The sequence below is a fragment of the Streptomyces sp. SL06 genome (assembly GCF_058244745.1).
The window spans coordinates 7,106,406-7,121,774 of sequence record NZ_JBSYOT010000002.1 but is presented as its reverse complement, the minus strand read 5'-3'; the positions used below and the strand labels follow the sequence as shown (position 1 = coordinate 7,121,774).

Annotated in this window: 14 protein-coding genes; 1 reads left to right on the top strand and 13 read right to left on the bottom strand. The window is 71.1% G+C overall.

What is annotated here, in order from left to right; translation table 11 throughout:
• Window positions 1–34: 34 nt before the first annotated feature.
• From AC4IHM_RS32525 to AC4IHM_RS32470, 12 genes are all read right to left on the bottom strand, one after another.
• A complete protein-coding gene (locus tag AC4IHM_RS32525; RefSeq protein ID WP_490870551.1) occupies window positions 35–1,627 on the bottom strand; it encodes an FAD-dependent oxidoreductase in 1,593 nt (530 codons plus the stop codon).
• A 193-nt stretch (window positions 1,628–1,820) separates the two neighbouring features.
• On the bottom strand, window positions 1,821–3,074 hold the full coding sequence (locus AC4IHM_RS32520; RefSeq protein ID WP_490870550.1) for an Nramp family divalent metal transporter: 1,254 nt from the start codon (window positions 3,072–3,074) through the stop codon (window positions 1,821–1,823).
• Window positions 3,075–3,184: 110 nt separating this feature from the next.
• Window positions 3,185–3,754 (bottom strand): flavin reductase family protein, encoded by a 570-nt coding sequence (locus tag AC4IHM_RS32515; protein WP_490870549.1) that lies wholly within the window; start codon window positions 3,752–3,754, stop codon window positions 3,185–3,187.
• A gap of 35 nt (window positions 3,755–3,789) precedes the next feature.
• Complete coding sequence (locus AC4IHM_RS32510) at window positions 3,790–4,971, bottom strand: acyl-CoA dehydrogenase family protein (protein WP_490870548.1); 1,182 nt, start codon at window positions 4,969–4,971, stop codon at window positions 3,790–3,792.
• A gap of 178 nt (window positions 4,972–5,149) precedes the next feature.
• Window positions 5,150–6,019: an alpha/beta fold hydrolase gene (locus AC4IHM_RS32505; protein WP_490870547.1), complete on the bottom strand. Its 870-nt coding sequence runs from the start codon at window positions 6,017–6,019 to the stop codon at window positions 5,150–5,152.
• Between the two features lie 10 nt (window positions 6,020–6,029).
• A complete protein-coding gene (locus AC4IHM_RS32500; RefSeq protein ID WP_490870546.1) occupies window positions 6,030–7,028 on the bottom strand; it encodes a VOC family protein in 999 nt (332 codons plus the stop codon).
• A 106-nt stretch (window positions 7,029–7,134) separates the two neighbouring features.
• Entirely contained in the window at window positions 7,135–8,145 is a 1,011-nt protein-coding gene (gene dmpG, locus AC4IHM_RS32495; protein WP_490870545.1) for a 4-hydroxy-2-oxovalerate aldolase, read from the bottom strand.
• Window positions 8,142–9,083, bottom strand: coding sequence for an acetaldehyde dehydrogenase (acetylating) (locus tag AC4IHM_RS32490; protein ID WP_490870544.1), 942 nt, complete (start codon window positions 9,081–9,083; stop codon window positions 8,142–8,144). Before AC4IHM_RS32490 ends, dmpG begins: the two co-directional genes overlap by 4 nt.
• Complete coding sequence (locus tag AC4IHM_RS32485) at window positions 9,080–9,742, bottom strand: 2-keto-4-pentenoate hydratase (RefSeq protein WP_490870543.1); 663 nt, start codon at window positions 9,740–9,742, stop codon at window positions 9,080–9,082. The genes AC4IHM_RS32490 and AC4IHM_RS32485 overlap by 4 nt, the downstream gene beginning before the upstream one ends.
• 264 nt (window positions 9,743–10,006) lie before the next feature.
• Entirely contained in the window at window positions 10,007–10,843 is an 837-nt protein-coding gene (locus AC4IHM_RS32480) for an IclR family transcriptional regulator (RefSeq protein WP_490870542.1), read from the bottom strand.
• A gap of 225 nt (window positions 10,844–11,068) precedes the next feature.
• Complete coding sequence (locus AC4IHM_RS32475) at window positions 11,069–11,860, bottom strand: SDR family NAD(P)-dependent oxidoreductase (protein ID WP_490870541.1); 792 nt, start codon at window positions 11,858–11,860, stop codon at window positions 11,069–11,071.
• A gap of 352 nt (window positions 11,861–12,212) precedes the next feature.
• Window positions 12,213–13,223, bottom strand: coding sequence for an SGNH/GDSL hydrolase family protein (locus AC4IHM_RS32470; RefSeq protein WP_490870540.1), 1,011 nt, complete (start codon window positions 13,221–13,223; stop codon window positions 12,213–12,215).
• Window positions 13,224–13,444: 221 nt separating this feature from the next.
• Here AC4IHM_RS32470 and AC4IHM_RS32465 point away from each other — a divergent pair, with 221 nt between their 5' ends.
• The gene (locus tag AC4IHM_RS32465; RefSeq protein WP_490870539.1) at window positions 13,445–14,227 is read left to right on the top strand and encodes an SDR family NAD(P)-dependent oxidoreductase; all 783 of its coding nucleotides are present in this window, start codon (window positions 13,445–13,447) and stop codon (window positions 14,225–14,227) included.
• 72 nt (window positions 14,228–14,299) lie between these two features.
• Here the strand turns inward: AC4IHM_RS32465 and AC4IHM_RS32460 are convergent, their stop codons facing one another.
• Window positions 14,300–15,034, bottom strand: a complete 735-nt coding sequence (locus AC4IHM_RS32460; protein WP_490870538.1) for a hypothetical protein — start codon at window positions 15,032–15,034, stop codon at window positions 14,300–14,302.
• Window positions 15,035–15,369 lie beyond the last annotated feature (335 nt).

Below are 15,369 nucleotides of genomic sequence, written 5' to 3'. Positions count from 1 at the left end.
CTGCCACGAGGCACCGGCCGCGCGGCGTCCGGCGTCAGCGGGCCATGTCGAGCACGGCGCGGTAGGAGAAGGCCAGCGACGAGCCGATCGGAGTGCCGGCACCCGGGTACACGCGCCCGGACATGGCCGCCGCCGTGTTGCCCGCGGCGTAAAGACCCGGGATCGGGGCGCCGTCGGGCCGCAGCACCCGGGCGTCCTCGTCCGTCTTGAGACCGCCCTTGGTGCCGATGTCGGACAGGACGACGGTCGCCGCGTAGTACGGCGGGGTGTCCAGCGGCGGCAGGACGGGATTCGGCCACTGCGGGGTGGGAGCGGCGAGGTAGTTCATCACCGGTCCCGCGGGGAAGCCGACGATGTGCGCGTACATCTGGTCCCAGGGCGTCTCGCCCCGGTGGAAGCGCTCGTCCACGCCGGTGCGGGCGTAGCCGTTGTACTCCTCGACGGTCTTGGCGAGGGCCGCGAAGGGGACGCCGATCAGTTCGGCCAGCTCCTCCAGGGTGTCGGCCCTCCTCAGCGCCCCCGACTCCAGCCACTCGGGGCGCGGCGGCTCGTCCGGGGGGCCGCCGAAGCCGTCCCGGTCGATCTGGCGCTGGTCGAGCACCCAGTGGCAGGGGATGTGCGGCACGTCGGTGTCGGAGTGCAGTCGGACCAGTTCGTGTCCGGCCTGGTCGTAGGGGCGGGTCTCGTTCATGAACCGCTCGCCGGCGGCGTTGACCCAGATGCCCCCGCGGGTGCCGGTGTGGAAGACGGGCAGGCCGTCCGGCTGGAGAAGTCCGGGCACGTACCACGCCTCGTCCAGCAGCTCGGTCGCGGCGCCCACCGCGAGGCCGGCCCGCAGGGCGTCCCCGGTGTTGCCGGGAGCGCCGTTGGACCAGGTGCCGTCGAGGGGGACCCGGTGGTGTTCCTTGCGCAGTTCCGCGTCGCGTTCGAAGCCGCCCGCGGCCAGGAGGACGCCGCGTTCGGCGCGGAGGACGACCTGTTCCCCGTCGTCGTCGGCGGTGACGCCGACCACCCGGCCCTCCTCGACGACGAGGCCCTCCAGCCGGGTCCCGGTCCGCAGCGTCCCGTTGCCGGTCTCCAGGAAGGCGGCCAGTGCCCTGCCGATGAGCGCGCGGCCGCCGTCGAGGACCTGGCCGGGTTCGACTCCCCACCGCTCGGTGGGGATGGTGTCCCGCACCAGTGCCGCGTGCGGGCCGAGTTCCGAGGCGTCGACCTTCGGCGGGAAGATGGTGCGGCCGGTGGGCCTCGAACCGGGGGCGTCGGCGAAGTAGTCCGGCACGGGTTCATGGGTGAACGAGCGGAACCACGGGTTGTCCTCCAGCTCGTCGATCAGCCTGGGCCCGGCGTCGAGATAGGCGTCCTGCAAGTGCGCCCGGTCGTCGTCGCCGACGACGCTGCGCAGATACGTCCTCGCCGCCTCCGTGTCGTCGTCGGCACCGGCCCGTGCGATGGGCGCGGACCCGGGGAACCAGAGTCCGGCGCCGGAGTAGGCGGTGGTCCCGCCGACGCGGTCCGTCTTCTCGATCACCAGGGTGCGCAGGCCGCGCGAGGCGGCAACATACGCCCCCACCAGTCCGCCGCCCCCCGATCCCACGACGATCACATCGTAGGTGTCCTCTGTGGTCATCACGTTCCTCCTCGTGCGCTCTCTTGCGCTCGCCAGGACTCTCCGGAGGCCATCGAGGTCCTCGGCTCCTGCTCCGCCGTGCCCGGGGCCGCCTCCCTGGACCGCCGCAAGCAGTCTGCTCGGCTCCGCCGCCCGCCAGGTGGCCGGTTTCCACTGACCGGCACGCGATGTGCCGGCCCTCGCGGCGACCGGGTCAGCCGCCGAACGCCTCCACCACCAGCACCACGTTGAGCGCGGTGACGACCACGGCCACGCAGCCCGCCGCCGCGGTGGTGAGCCGGCGGTTGACCCACGGGCCCATGACGTCCTTGCGCCGGGTCAGCAGGACCAGCGGGACCAGTGCGAAGGGAATGCAGAAGGAGAGCACCACCTGGCTCAGCACCAGGGCCCGTGTCGCGTCCATGCCCGTGCCCAGGATCGCCAGGGCCGGGACGACCGCGAGCAGCCGCCGCGTGTACAAGGGGATCCTGCGCCGCAGAAAGCCCTCCATGACGATCTCGCCGGCCCGGATGCCGACGCTGGAGGAGGCCAGCCCCGAGGCGAGCAGTGCCACGGCGAACAGCACCGCCGCCGAGGTGCCCGCCCGCGCGGCGAGTTCGTCGTGCGCGCCGACCAGGGTCGGCTCGGCACCGGACCCGTACATGATGCCTGCCGCGGCCACCAGCATGGCCGCGTTGATCAGTCCGGCGATGCCCATGGCCAGCAGCACGTCGAGCCGCTGGACCCGCAGCAGCCGGTCGCGGCCCAGTCCGTGGCCGGGCACGAAACGCTCCCGGGTGAGCGCGGAGTGCAGGTAGACGGCGTGCGGCATGACCGTCGCGCCGACCACGCCGACGGCCAGCATCAGGCTCGACGTGCCGTCAAGCCGCGGGATCAGTCCCCCGGCCGCCTGCCCGACGTCGACCCCCGCCGTGAGTGTCTGGTAGAGGAACACCCCCGCGACCACCGCGAGCATGGCCGCGATCAGCGCCTCGAAGCCCCGCTGACCGGCCGTGCGGAAGCTGAGCATCGCGAACGAGGCGAGCGCGATCATCAGTCCGCCGGCGAGCATGGGCACTCCGAACAGCAGGCGCAGCGCCACCGCGCCGCCGACCAGTTCGGCGACATCGGTCATGATGACCACGATCTCGGCCTGCGCCCACAGGCCCAGGACCACCGGCCGCCGGTACGTGTCGCGGCACAGCTCCGGCAGGCTCCGCCCGGTCGCCACACCGAGCTTGGCGGAGAGGTACTGGAGCAGCATGCCGACGACGTTCGCCACCACGACGACCCACAGCAGCAGGTAGCCGAAGCGGGCGCCGCTCTCGAAGTTGGTGGCGAAGTTGCCCGGGTCGATGTAGGCGACCGCGGCCACGAAGGCCGGGCCGACGAGCGTCACCAGGCGCCGCCGCGCACCCGTCGCGGGGTGCCGGGGCAGGGTCGTGGACGATTCGGTACCTGTGGTCACGGACGGTCCTCAGCGGGGTCGCGGGGCGGTCGGGGGCGGGCCGGAAGACGGCGGACCGGCCGGATGACCCGGCCGGTCCGCCCGTGCTCCCGGGTGCGCGTGCCCGCAGGTCACCAGCCGACGAGCCGGTCCAGCACCAGGGACGTGCTGGAGAAGTAGTCGCCGTAGCCGCCGCGGAAGAAGAGCAGCGGCGTCTTCGCCGACTCGGCCCGCAGTTCGCGCACCTGTCCCACGGCCAGGACGTGGTCCCCGATCTCCACCACGTCGGCCAGCTCGCAGTCGATCCAGGCGACGATGCCCTCCAGCACGGGGTTGCCCAGCCCGGAGGGCCGCCAGGGGACGCCGTTCAGGCGTTCGGCGGCGCTCCGGGTGGCGATGGACCGGCACAGCGCCTCCTGGTCGGCGGCGAGCGCGTTGACGCAGAACCTGCCGGCCGCACTGATCCTGGGAAAGGTGCTGGAGGACCGGTCTGCCAGGAAGCCCACCAGCGGCGGGTCCAGGGAGATGGAGGTGAAGGAGCCGACGATCATGGCCTGGGTGTCCAGGCCCTCTCCGCCGGCGGTGATGGCGACGACGCTGGTGGGAAAGCTTCCCAGCACGTCGCGGAAGTACCGCTTGTCCTCGGGGTTGCGCGAGGGTGGTTCGGGGGACGAGGCGTCCCGCAGGCCCGCGTCGCTCATGGTGGCCATTCCTCCTCACCGATCGGTTCGGTGCGTCAGATCATCACGCTCAGCTGCGGCGGGAGGTCCAGCCCCATCTGCTTGAGGGCGTCGGCGTGGTAGGCGAGGCCCGGCACATGGATCATGTGCTGGAGTCCCACGTGCGCGTCCCGCCAGAACCGCTGCACCGGGTTGCCGCGCCGGATCGCGTTGCCGCCGGAGCGGGCGAATATCTCGTCCAGGGCGGAGACCGCGCGCCAGGCACACCGCACCTGGTTGCGCCGGACGGTGGCCCGGTCCTCGATGGTGACCGGCTGCCCCGCCTGCACCTGCTCGTAGATGCGGCTGATGCCCTCGATGAGCTGGACCCGGGACGCGCCGATCTCCGCGGCCGCCTCGCCCGCCGCGTAGAGCACGTACGGGTCGTCGCGCACCTGGACGCCGGTGACGGCGACCCGGTCGCGCTGGAGGGCCAGGTGGGTGCGCAGGCCGCCCTCGCAGATCCCGATGACGGCGGACGTGATCCCCAGCGGGAACATGGACGTGAACGGCAGGCGGTACAGGGGCTCGGTGACGCCGTTGCGCTCCGCGGCCTCGCCCGCCGAGACCTCGTCCTGGTTGATCGTGCGGTACTCGGGGATGAAGGCGCCGTCCACGACGACGTCCTTGCTGCCGGTGCCGGAGAGCCCGATCACGTCCCACGTGTCGTCGAGGATCTCGTAGTCCGACCGCGGCAGCACGACGTGCAGGACCTGCGGCGGCGAGGCCGGCCTGCCCTTGCCGTCGCCGACCAGGGCGCCCAGGAAGACCCAGTCGCAGTGGTCGGTCCCCGAGGAGAACGGCCAGCGTCCCTTCAGCACGTAACCGCCCTCGGCGGGTTCGGCGATGCCGTTGGGCATGTAGGGCGAGGCGATCCACGTCTGCGGGTTCGTGCCCCAGATCTCCTCGGAGAGCCGCGGATCCATCTGAGCCACTTCCCAGGGGTGGACGCCCACCACACCGCAGACCCAGCCGGCCGCGCCGTCATGGCGTGCGACGGCCATGACCGCTTCGGCGAAGTCCCGGGGGTGGGCGGCGTAGCCACCGGACTTCGTCGGCTGCAGAAGACGCAGCACCCCTGTCGAGCGGAGCAGCGCCACCGTCTGATCGCTCAGCCTGCCCAGCTTCTCGTTCTCTTCGGCGAGCTGGGCCAGTTGCGGCCCCAGCTCCTCGACACGCTCAACGACTTCGTGCGCCATGCCGCGTACCTTCCGCTCTCTCTTCGGTCGCCTCCCGGCGGCGTGGGAATTCCCTCATTGTCGGTTTGTGGTGTCCCGGTGGGGCCGCGTGTCCCGCTGACCGGGAAGCGGGGACGAGTGCGGCCCCGCGAGCCGGCCCGGTCGCATGTCGCCGGGCCGGTCCGCGGTGACCGCGGGCTCAGCCGTCGGAGCCGGTCTCCGCGCGGGTGAGGAACTCGGTCACGACCCGTTCGAACTCGCGCTTGCGCTCGATCTGCGCCCAGTGCCCGCAGCGGGAGAAGGTGTGGAGTTCGACCTCCGGCAGCCAGCGGGCGGCGAAGTGGGCCTGGTCGTAGGGCAGCATGCGGTCGTCGCGGCCCCACAGCAGCAGGATCGGGGTGGTGATGGACGCCACCTGCTTCCACAGCGGCGTGTACGCGGCCTGCCGCGCGGGGTCGAACATGGAGCCGATGATGGCCCGGGTGCGGTCGATGACCCCCTCGGCGAGCGCGTTCTCCATGCGCTCGTCGATGAGTTCGTCGGTGATCAGCCGCCGGTCCGAGACCATCGTCCGCACCCAGGCGATCATGTGTTCACGGGTGGGGTTCTCCAGGAACTCGAAGAGCCGGTTGAAGCCCTCGCTGGGTTCGGCGTTGAACAGTCCGACGGACAGTCCGCCCGAGCCCATGAGTGCCATTCTGCGGACACGTTCGGGGTGCCGGGCGGCCAGTTCCGCGGCGACCGCACCGCCCATCGAGTTGCCGACGAACGCCGCCGACTCCACGCCCAGATGATCCATCAGGCGCACGATCCACTCGGCCGCGACGACGGGGTACACCTGGTCCAGCTCCGGCAGTCCGGTCCCGCCGAAGCCCGGCAGGTCCGGCATCACCGTGCGGAACCGCTTGGCGAACTCGGGGAGGTTGTACCGGAAGTTGGACCAGGCGCTCACCCCGGGCCCCGACCCGTGCAGCATGAGCAGCGGCTCGCCCTCACCGGCCTCGTGGTAGGCGAAGGTGAGTCCCCCGATGTCCTTGGTGACCCTGGTCGACTCGTAGGTCGCGCTCATCGCTCGCCGCTCACTCGATGAGGCCCGCGGACGGCGAGGTGGACAGGAACGCCCCGCCCGGACCGACGTCCAGGACATCGCCGTACCAGGTCTGCCCGTACTCCAGTTCGGGCAGCTTCCACTCCAGCGCCTCCCAGTCGGGGTCGAAGATGTGGTAGCCGCCGGAGTACAGCTCGATGCGGTGGCCGGAGCCGGGGTCGTGGACGTAGAGGTACATGGCCTGGCCGATGCCGTGCTTGCCGGGCCCGTGGCCGTAGGCGATGTCCAGGTCGCGGATCTCGTCCGCGGCCCTGAGCACGTCGTGGAAGTTCTCCACGTTGAACGCCACGTGGTGGAAACGTCCGTTGTCGTCGTCCGCGCTGACTCCGATGGCCAGGTCGTGCACCTGCGGAGTCACCGACAGCCAGGACGCCAGGATGATGTCGGGCGCCTGCGGCAGCATAGCGAACTCGCGCCGCCTGAATCCGAGCGAGTCCCGCAGCCAGTTCTCGGCCTCGTTGACCGTGCCCGAGCTGGTCTGGAGGTTGATGTGGTCCAGGCGCCGCACGCCCATGCCCCGCCGGCGGGAGCTGTTGCTGGGCAGCTTGGAGCGCAGCGCCTCCTCCGCCAGCGGCTTCTCGATGTCGTAGTACAGCTCGAAGGGGTGGTCGCTGCCCGGCACCAGGAAGCGGACCGCCTCCCCCCGGCCCAGGATCTGGCCCGAGCCGATCTCCACCGACTCGACGCCTTCCTGCTCGAACTGCTTGTGGAACAGCTCGACGTCCTGCTTGCGCTTGACCCGGAAGCCGTAGGAGTTGACCTTGGCCTCGTCCTGCTGGGTCAGGACCAGCGAGTGGTGCACCAGCTCCTGGTAGCCGCGCAGGTAGGCCACGCCGCCCGTCTGGGCCACGACCTCCATGCCGAGCACGTCGCGGAAGAACCAGAGTGAACGTTCCAGGTCGGGTGTGCCCAGATTGATGGTGCCCGCGTAGGCCACTTGTGGGCCCGGGTCGTATTCGATCTCGCTCATGTGTGTCCTTCCATATGTGTGCCGGTGGAACAGGTGGCCCTGCGCCTGTCCGACGCGGCGGTTCGTCCGGCCGGTCCCGGCGACGGGGGGTGCCGCTTGTCGGAGTTCAGGACTTCTGGCTCTGCAGGGTCAGCGCGATGTCGATGAGCATGTCCTCCTGGCCGCCGACGAGTTTGCGCCGGCCGGCCTCGACCAGGATGTCGCGGGTGTCGAGCCCGTACAGCCGGGCCGCGTTCTCCGCGTGCCTGAGAAAGCTTCCGTAGACCCCGGCGTAGCCGATGGTGAGGGTCTCCCGGTCGACGCGGACCGGGCGGTCCTGAAGCGGGCGTACCAGGTCGTCGGCTGCGTCCTCGAGCGGGAACAGGTCGCAACCGGTCTTCCAGCCCTTGAGGTTGGCCACGGCCACGAACGGTTCGATGGGAGTGTTGCCCGCGGCCGCGCCCTGGCCGGCCAGCGAGGCGTCGACCCGGTAGGCGCCCTCTTCCACGGCGGCAAGGGAGTTGGCGACGCCCAGGGACAGGTTCTCGTGGGCGTGGATGCCGATCTGGGTTTCCGCGTCGAGGACGTCCCGGTAGGCCCGCACCCGGTCCCGGACGTTGTCCGAGGTGAGCCGGCCGGCCGAGTCGGTGATGTAGACGCAGTGCGCCCCGTAGGACTCCATCAGCCGGGCCTGGGCGGCGAGTTCCGCGGGGCCCAGCATATGACTCATCATCAGGAAGCCCGACACGTCCATGCCCAGTTCGCGGGCCTCGGCGATGTGCTGGGCGGCCACGTCCGCCTCCGTGCAGTGGGTGGCGACCCGCACCGAGCGCACCCCCAGCTCGTAGGCCCGGCGCAGTTCCGCCACGGTCCCCACGCCGGGCAGCAGAAGGGTGGTGATCACCGCTCGCTTCGCGTTGGCGACGGCGGCCTCGATCCACTGCCAGTCGGTGTGGCTGCCCGGACCGTAGTTGAGGCTCGCGCCCGCCAGTCCGTCGCCGTGGGTGACCTCGATGGCGGCGACACCCGCCCGGTCGAGCGCGGCGACGATCCTGCCGACCAGCTCGGGCTCGATCCGGTGCCGGATGGCGTGCATGCCGTCCCGGAGCGTCACGTCCTGCACATAGATCTCGGTCATCGGGCCACCGCCTTGGTGCGTTCGGCGATTCGTTCGGCGACGCGCATGGCGGCCGAGGTCATGATGTCGAGGTTGCCCGCGTAGGCCGGCAGGTAGTGGGCGGCGCCCTCGACCTCCAGGAACACCGAGACCTTGGTGTCGACCGGGCCGGACCCCCGCGGCAGCAGGGTGCTCACCTCGGCGGGGTCGATCGGGGTGAACTGCACCTTCTGCACCAGGCGGTAGCCGGGCACATAGGCGGCGACCTCCGTGACCATCCGGTCGATCGAGTGCCGGATCTCGTCGTGGTCCGCGTCGCCCACGAGGCAGAACACCGTGTCGCGCATGATGAGCGGTGGTTCGGCCGGGTTGAGGATGATGATCGCCTTTCCGCGGCGGGCGCCGCCCACCGTCTCCACGGCGTGCGCCGTGGACTCGGTGAACTCGTCGATGTTCGCCCGGGTGCCGGGTCCGGCCGAGCGCGAGGCGACCGAGGCAACGATCTCCGCGTACGGCACCTCGGTCACCCGGGAGACGGCGGCGACGATCGGGATGGTGGCCTGTCCGCCGCAGGTCACCATGTTGATGTTCGGTGCGTCGAGGTGTTCCTCAAGGTTGACCGGCGGTATCACGAAGGGGCCGAGCGCGGCCGGTGTGAGGTCCACCAGCCGCCGGCCGTGCCCCTCCAGCAGGCGGGCGTTGGCCACGTGGGCGGCGGCGCTGGTGGCGTCGAGCACGATCCGTACGTCCTCGAACTCCGGCATGTCCAGCAGCCCCCGCACCCCCTCGGAGGTGGTGGCCACACCCATCCGGGCGGCACGGGCGAGTCCGTCGGAGGATGGGTCGATGCCCACCATGGCGAGCACTTCGAGCTGGGCCGAGGCGCGTTTCACCTTGATCATCAGGTCGGTTCCGATGTTTCCGGACCCGACGATCGCCACGCCGGTGCGTTGCGTCATCGCTCTGCCTTTCCCGAGAATCGCGCGGTGATGGTGCCGAAGGGTTCGATCCGCACCTCGAAGACGTTACCGGGGCGCACGGGGACCATCGGGCCCAGCGCCCCGGAGAGCACCAGGTCACCGGCGCGCAGCGGCGCGCCGAACTCGATCGCCGTGGCCGCGAGCCAGCGCAGGGCGTTGAGCGGGTCGCCGAGGCAGGCGCGTCCGGTCCCGCTGGAGACCACCTCGCCGTCGCGGCGCATCGTCATGACGGTGTCCGCCGGTTCGAACGCGTCGAGCGGCAGACCCTGTTCACCGATGACGAAGACTCCGCAGGAGGCGTTGTCGGCGACCGTGTCGGTGATGCAGATCTTCCAGTCGCTGATCCGACTGTCCACGATCTCCACGGCGGGGTACGCCAGTTCCACCGCGTCGCGGAGGTGGGTGAGGGCGTCCTCGTCGCTCAGGTCGCGGCCCAGGAGGAAGGCCACCTCGGCCTCCGCCCGCGGCTGCATCAGCCGCTCCACGGGCACCTCCTCGCCGTCCGAGTAGCGCATGTCCGCGAACAGGACGCCGAAGTCGGGGCGGTCGACGCCCACTTGGGACTGCACCGCCTCGGAGGTCAGCCCGATCTTCCTTCCGACCAGCCGGGCCCCGGCCGCCAGCCGGCGTCGGGTCACCGCCTGCTGCACCCGGTAGGCGAGGTCGATGTCGGTGCGGCCGAGCAGGTCGGTGAGCGGTGCGCAGGGCAGTCCCGTCGCACTCGCCCGCTCCAGTCGTTCGACCGCCGCCTGTGTGTCCGGTGCGCTTGACGTTCACGAACATCCTCCGGCGGATCGGGCTGTGCCGTCTCCCGGTGTGCCGGGCCTGCCGGGCGGGTTCGGGCCGCGGTGGACGGGCCGGCGCGGGGATCGCGGCCCCTTGCTTCCTGGCCGGTCACGGGTTCATCGTGCCGGGCCGGGCGAACCGGCGGACGCGAGGTGTCCACTGAGCGGAACAGTCGTGATCAGCCGCCGTGGGCCCGGCCGGCTCGTCGCCGTCAGACGCCGGGAGATCTCCGCCGCGATCCATTTCACCCGGAACTTCAGTTCGTCGACGCGGATCCTGTCGTACGGCCCGCACACCGAGATGGCGGCGAGGGGGGCACCGAGGACGAGGATGGGTGCGGCGACGCAGGACACCCCGGCCACGGACTCGCCGATCTCGGTCGCGTATCCGGTGCTGCGGATCCTGGTGAGGGTGGATTCCAGTGCCTGGGGCGTGCCGATGCTGCGCTCGGTGCGCCGGCACAGTCCGCTCCACAGGTACTCGTCCACGATGCCCGGTGCCGAGTAGGCGAGTATCGCCTTGCCCACCGCCGTACAGTGCGCGGGGAGTCTGCCGCCGATCCGCGACGGCAGGGCGGTGGCGAAGGTGCCCCCGATCCGTTCCAGGTACACCACGTCCTGCTGGTCGAGCACGGCCAGATGGACCACGTGTCCGGTGGCCGCGCACAGTTCCTGAAGCAGTGGCCGGGCGGCCTCGTTCATCCGGGTGCGGTGCACGACGAGGCTGCCGATCTCGAACATGCGCAGACCGAGCCGGTACTCGTTGTCGTCCCGGCTGAGCAGGCGCGCGCTGACGAGCTGCTGGAGGATCCGGTGCACGGAGGAACGCGGAAGGCGGGTGCGCGAGCTGATCTGTCCCAGCGTGAGCGGCCCGCCGGATCGCTCGAAGACCTCCAGGATCAGCACGACCCTGTCGACCATTCCGGATGGGGATTCGGTTTCGGTTTCGGACACGGTGACCTCCTGAGCATCCCTGGACGGTGACTGCATGGCAGGCCCGCCCAACAGGTCCCTCACGGGAAGAGACTTCATCGGCTCTGCGTCGTCAGATCACGGCGGGCCCGCTGCGGGCTCCGCCTTCGGTCGGAGCGGCTCGCTCTGACAGAGGTGGTCAGGTGGATCGGCCGGCCGCCCAGTCGGCCGCACGATTCGAGTGGTCCGGGTGGTGCCGATCGGTTTTCAGGCCATCGAGGCCCCGCCGTTGACCCGGATCACATGTCCGGTGACGGCGCGGCTCGCTTCGGAGACCAGGTAGAGCACGGCATGGGCGGAGTCGTCGGCCTCGGCGATCCTGCGCAGCGGGGCGGCGGCGGCCATCCTGCGGGCGAGTTCGTCGAACTGGTCCTGGTCGAACCGGCCCGAGGCGTCGGTGCCCCGCTGCCGGGTGATTGCGCTGTCGGTCCACCCGGGGGCGACACCGTTGACCCTGATGCCCTGTGGCCCCAGTTCGACGGCGAAGGTCCGGGTCAGCGCCTCCGCGCCCTTTTTCGCCGCGGCGTAGGAGCCGGTGCCGACGGTGGCGAAGTCGATGATGGTGGAGAGGGTGTTGACGATGCTGGAGCCCGTCGGCATCACCCGGGCCGCCGCCTGGCAGCCGTACAGGACGCTCTTGAGGTTGACCGACAGAATCCGGTCGAATTCCTCGTGGGAGATCTCGGCGAGTGGACGGCGGATCATGATGCCGGCGTTGTTGACGAGGATGTCCAGTCCCCCGTGGGTCGCGACCGTCTCGTCGACGAGCGCGTCCACCGCGGCGGGGTCGGCCACGTCGACGGGGTGTGCCCGCGCCTGTCCCCCCTCCTCCTTGATCTCGGCGGCCGCCTCTTCGGCGCTCGCCGCGTCGAGGTCGGCGACGACGACCCGGGCGCCGGCCGCGGCAAGCACTTTCGCGCTCGCCCTGCCGATGCCGCTGCCGCCTCCGGTGACGACGGCCGACTTGCCGGTGAGCGAGAACAACGCGTTCAGGTCCATGCCACTCCTCCCCGCCGAAGGCCGGCGGTGCTGTGCTCGTGTACTCGTCTGCGGGGCGAGAGGGGGTGGGCACCCGGGTGCCGGCCGCGGATCTCGCGTGATGTCGTACGTTGACGTGGAGCCCGGAGGCGGGGAAGAGGGGAGTGCGCCGCGTCGTGGGGCCCGGCGGCGCGGGGGCCGGCGGCGCGGGCGCCGGCGGGGCTTGAGGGGTGCCTTGGCGGGCGGTTCTCGGCGGTGCCGGCCGAGGGCGGTGGGCGGGCGTCGGACCCGTCGGCCGGACGGTCCGGGACGCCGGCCTCCGCACCGGCCGGTCCGCCGCTCGCGCCGCGGTCGAGGGCAGCGGGACATCCGGTCATCGCGGGCCTCTTCGTACGTCGGGTGCCGGCGCGGCGGCGACCCGGGGCGTGACCGCGGCGGCCAGGCTCCGGTGTCCCTCGTCACCGGGGTGGATTCCGTCGACGAGTTCCTTCGCGGGCACGAGGTCGCGGCCCGGCACGAGGGTGATGTCCCGGTCGCCGGTCTCCGCCGTGAAGTCCCGAACGGCCGACTCCTGCGCGTCGCGCAGGTCGGCGAGGGTCGCGCCGAAGCGGTTGGTGCGATGCTCCGCGTCCGGCCGCACGATGGGGCTCACCACGACGAGGGGCGTGTGCGGCAGACCCTGGCGGACCGCCGTCAGGAACAGCCGTGTCGTCTCCGCCATATGTGCGGCCCCGGTCGGCAGGGACGTCCAGGCGTTGGTGCCCCAGGCCAGCGCGACGCCCGCCGCGCCGGACCCGGCGATCACGTCCGCGACGGGCAGCTCACCGCGTGCCGCACCGGCGAAGCCGAGATTGACCAGGTCGAGCCCGAGGCCGTCGGCCACCAGGGAGGGCCAGGCCGAGCCGGGCCGGGTGACCGACCAGCCCTGAGTGATGGAGTCGCCGTACACCACCCACAGCGGGCCGCGCGGGACCGGCTCCAGACGGGCGTCGGCCGTGATCGCGTCGAGGAACACCTCGACCGTCTCGGGCAGATGGACGCGCACCGGTTGGTCCGGGTCGCGTCGGGGCAGGGGGATCCGTACGGTTCCGCCGCCAAAGGGCACGCGGACGCTCGACTCGCGGCCGTCCGGCACGCTCACGACGAAGGCGTCCGGGACGGAGGGCGCGGGCACCGTGGTGCGCTCCCCCACCCGTACCGTCAGCTCGACGACGGTGGCCGTGCCGGTGAAGGCGAGGTGCACTCCCGCGGGGATCCTCGCGGCGCGCACGGTGTCCGCGGTCAGCTTCCCGCACGCCGCCGCGGGAAGCCGCGAGTGGCTGTCCGCCCAGGGCAGACCTGGCAGAACACCACGGAGCAGGCGCTCCGGTGGGACCCGGTCCATTCGAGGATCACCTCTCAACTCGCGGCGCGAGCGGGTCCGCGCCACGCACACCCGGGGATCTCCCGAAAGCTCGGGTGAGGCGTTGAGCGCATCGGCTAGAAACATCTAACTTACTCAACGGATATCGCTATATTAACTAGGTGCTTCTGTCTGGCGTCAAGGACTGTCACAGGCCTTCGCGGACCCCGTTCAGATCAAACTCCGCAACCGCGGGAGGAACGATGGGCTTCACCGAAATCACCCCCGACTACAAGGGCCTGCTGAGCCTGGAGGGCAAACACGTACTGGTTCTCGGCGGTGGCCTGGGCATCGGGCGCCAGACCTGTCACGCGGCAGCGGGCGTCGGGGCACGGGTGACCGTCGTGGACACCGACCCGGACCGCGCCAAGACCGTCGCCGAGGAGGTGGGCGGTCGCGCCGCCACCGGGGACGCCACCGACCGGGCGGACATGGAGCGCCTCGTCGCCGAGGCCGTGGAGGACTTCGGTCCGCTGGACGGCATCGCCGACATCATCGGCATCTCCGACTGGGGCCCGATCAGCGAGATCACCGACGACCTCTGGCAACGCGGCCTCGACCTCAATCTGCGCCACGCCTTCCTCGCCCTGCAGATCGGGGCCGGGGCGATGCGGCAGGGCGGCTCCATCGTGTTCGTCGGCTCGATCTCGGGACTGCGGTCCTCGCCCAACCACGCCGTCTACGGGGCCGCCAAGGCGGCCGTCACCAACCTCGCCGGCACCGCGGCCCTGGAACTGGGCCCCGACATCCGGGTGAACGTGGTCGCGCCGGGCCAGACGGCCACCCCGCGGGTGGCCGAGCGGCACCCGGAGCCGGACTACTACGAGCGCGCGGCCGAGCAGGTGCCGCTCGGCCGGGTGGGCGCAACCAGCGACATCGCCTCGGCGATCCTCTTCTTCCTCACCGATCTCTCCCGCTGGATCACCGGCCAGACGCTGGTGGTCGACGGTGGCGCGGGGCGCAAGTTCCAGTACTCCAAGCTCTGATCCGCCGGGCGGCGGCGGACATGGGTGAGGGCGGCCCCCCCTTTCCGGCGGGGCCGCCCTCACTGCGGCAACTCACACGGCGGGTGCCGCGGCCGCCTTCTGGAGCGTCTGCCGCTCATCGCTCTTCACCGCGCGCAACAGCACGATGATCATGGATATCTTCCAGATGACGAACGCGACGGTCGGGATGTACATCGAGTACACACCGTTCCAGGCGAACGGCCCGTCGGTCACCACGTACACGAAGACCCCCGGGAAGAAGAGGGCCGCGAGCACGATGTTCATCCAGCCGAACCAGCGCGGGAACACGGGCTCCGGGCTCCGGTCGATGAGCGCCGCGATGCCGATCGAGCCGACGTTGACGACGAAGATGACGGCGACACCGACATAGGTGAGCCAGAACTGGTCACTGAGCAGCCGCATCAGCTCCGGGTCGCGGTCCGGCCGGTAGGCGGCGGTGGCCAGCACCGCGAGCGGATAGACCCAGCCCGTCGGCGCGACGACGGCGGTGGTCACCTGAACCATCGACAGCAGACCCCAGCCGCCCTCGATCCGCCGCATCTGCAGGCTGGTGACCACCGCGAACGGATAGAACAGCGGAACGACGATCCCCATGAGGACCACGGCCCACAGGATTCCGGTGCGGTTGTCGGACAGGAAGTCGGCCACGGTCGCGGCGCTGTCGGTCGGGGCGACCGGCGGAGTGAGCTTGCCGACGATGGAGAAGGCGACCGTGTTGGCCACCGCCACCGCCGCTCCGCACCAGACCGACAGGCGGTAGAACCGGAACTTCAGTCTTTCGTCCATGCAGATCTCCCTTGATCCGTCACCTGCTCCGAGTGCTGCTGCCGTGGAGCCGGCCGGCTCACGAAACCCGTCGATCGAGCGGGGGTGGGCCCGCATGCCGCGCTGCCCTCCGCCGGCGGGCGCGCCGGGGACGGAAGACGATGGCGATGTCGACGTGGATGCGAGAGGGCCGGGCGCACGACGGGTCACGGGTCACCCGGCAGGTCCGGGCACCGGACCCGGGGCTGTGACACGGCGGAGCAGCCGCGACGCGTGCGGCCCGTCGGCCGGAGGCATTAGGAGGAGGTTAGGGCGCCGCGTTCCGCGATCAGCGGCGCATTCCGCTGACCGGGACA

Excerpts from the sequence above, each read along its gene's own strand:
- AC4IHM_RS32525 (WP_490870551.1), bottom strand. The coding sequence starts at position 1,627 with ATGACCACAGAGGACACCTACGATGTGATCGTCGTGGGATCGGGGGGC.
- AC4IHM_RS32515 (WP_490870549.1), bottom strand. The coding sequence starts at position 3,754 with ATGAGCGACGCGGGCCTGCGGGACGCCTCGTCCCCCGAACCACCCTCG.
- AC4IHM_RS32510 (WP_490870548.1), bottom strand. The coding sequence starts at position 4,971 with ATGGCGCACGAAGTCGTTGAGCGTGTCGAGGAGCTGGGGCCGCAACTG.
- AC4IHM_RS32505 (WP_490870547.1), bottom strand. The coding sequence starts at position 6,019 with ATGAGCGCGACCTACGAGTCGACCAGGGTCACCAAGGACATCGGGGGA.
- AC4IHM_RS32500 (WP_490870546.1), bottom strand. The coding sequence starts at position 7,028 with ATGAGCGAGATCGAATACGACCCGGGCCCACAAGTGGCCTACGCGGGC.
- dmpG (WP_490870545.1), bottom strand. The coding sequence starts at position 8,145 with ATGACCGAGATCTATGTGCAGGACGTGACGCTCCGGGACGGCATGCAC.
- AC4IHM_RS32490 (WP_490870544.1), bottom strand. The coding sequence starts at position 9,083 with ATGACGCAACGCACCGGCGTGGCGATCGTCGGGTCCGGAAACATCGGA.
- AC4IHM_RS32475 (WP_490870541.1), bottom strand. The coding sequence starts at position 11,860 with ATGGACCTGAACGCGTTGTTCTCGCTCACCGGCAAGTCGGCCGTCGTC.
- AC4IHM_RS32470 (WP_490870540.1), bottom strand. The coding sequence starts at position 13,223 with ATGGACCGGGTCCCACCGGAGCGCCTGCTCCGTGGTGTTCTGCCAGGT.
- AC4IHM_RS32465 (WP_490870539.1), top strand. The coding sequence starts at position 13,445 with ATGGGCTTCACCGAAATCACCCCCGACTACAAGGGCCTGCTGAGCCTG.
- AC4IHM_RS32460 (WP_490870538.1), bottom strand. The coding sequence starts at position 15,034 with ATGGACGAAAGACTGAAGTTCCGGTTCTACCGCCTGTCGGTCTGGTGC.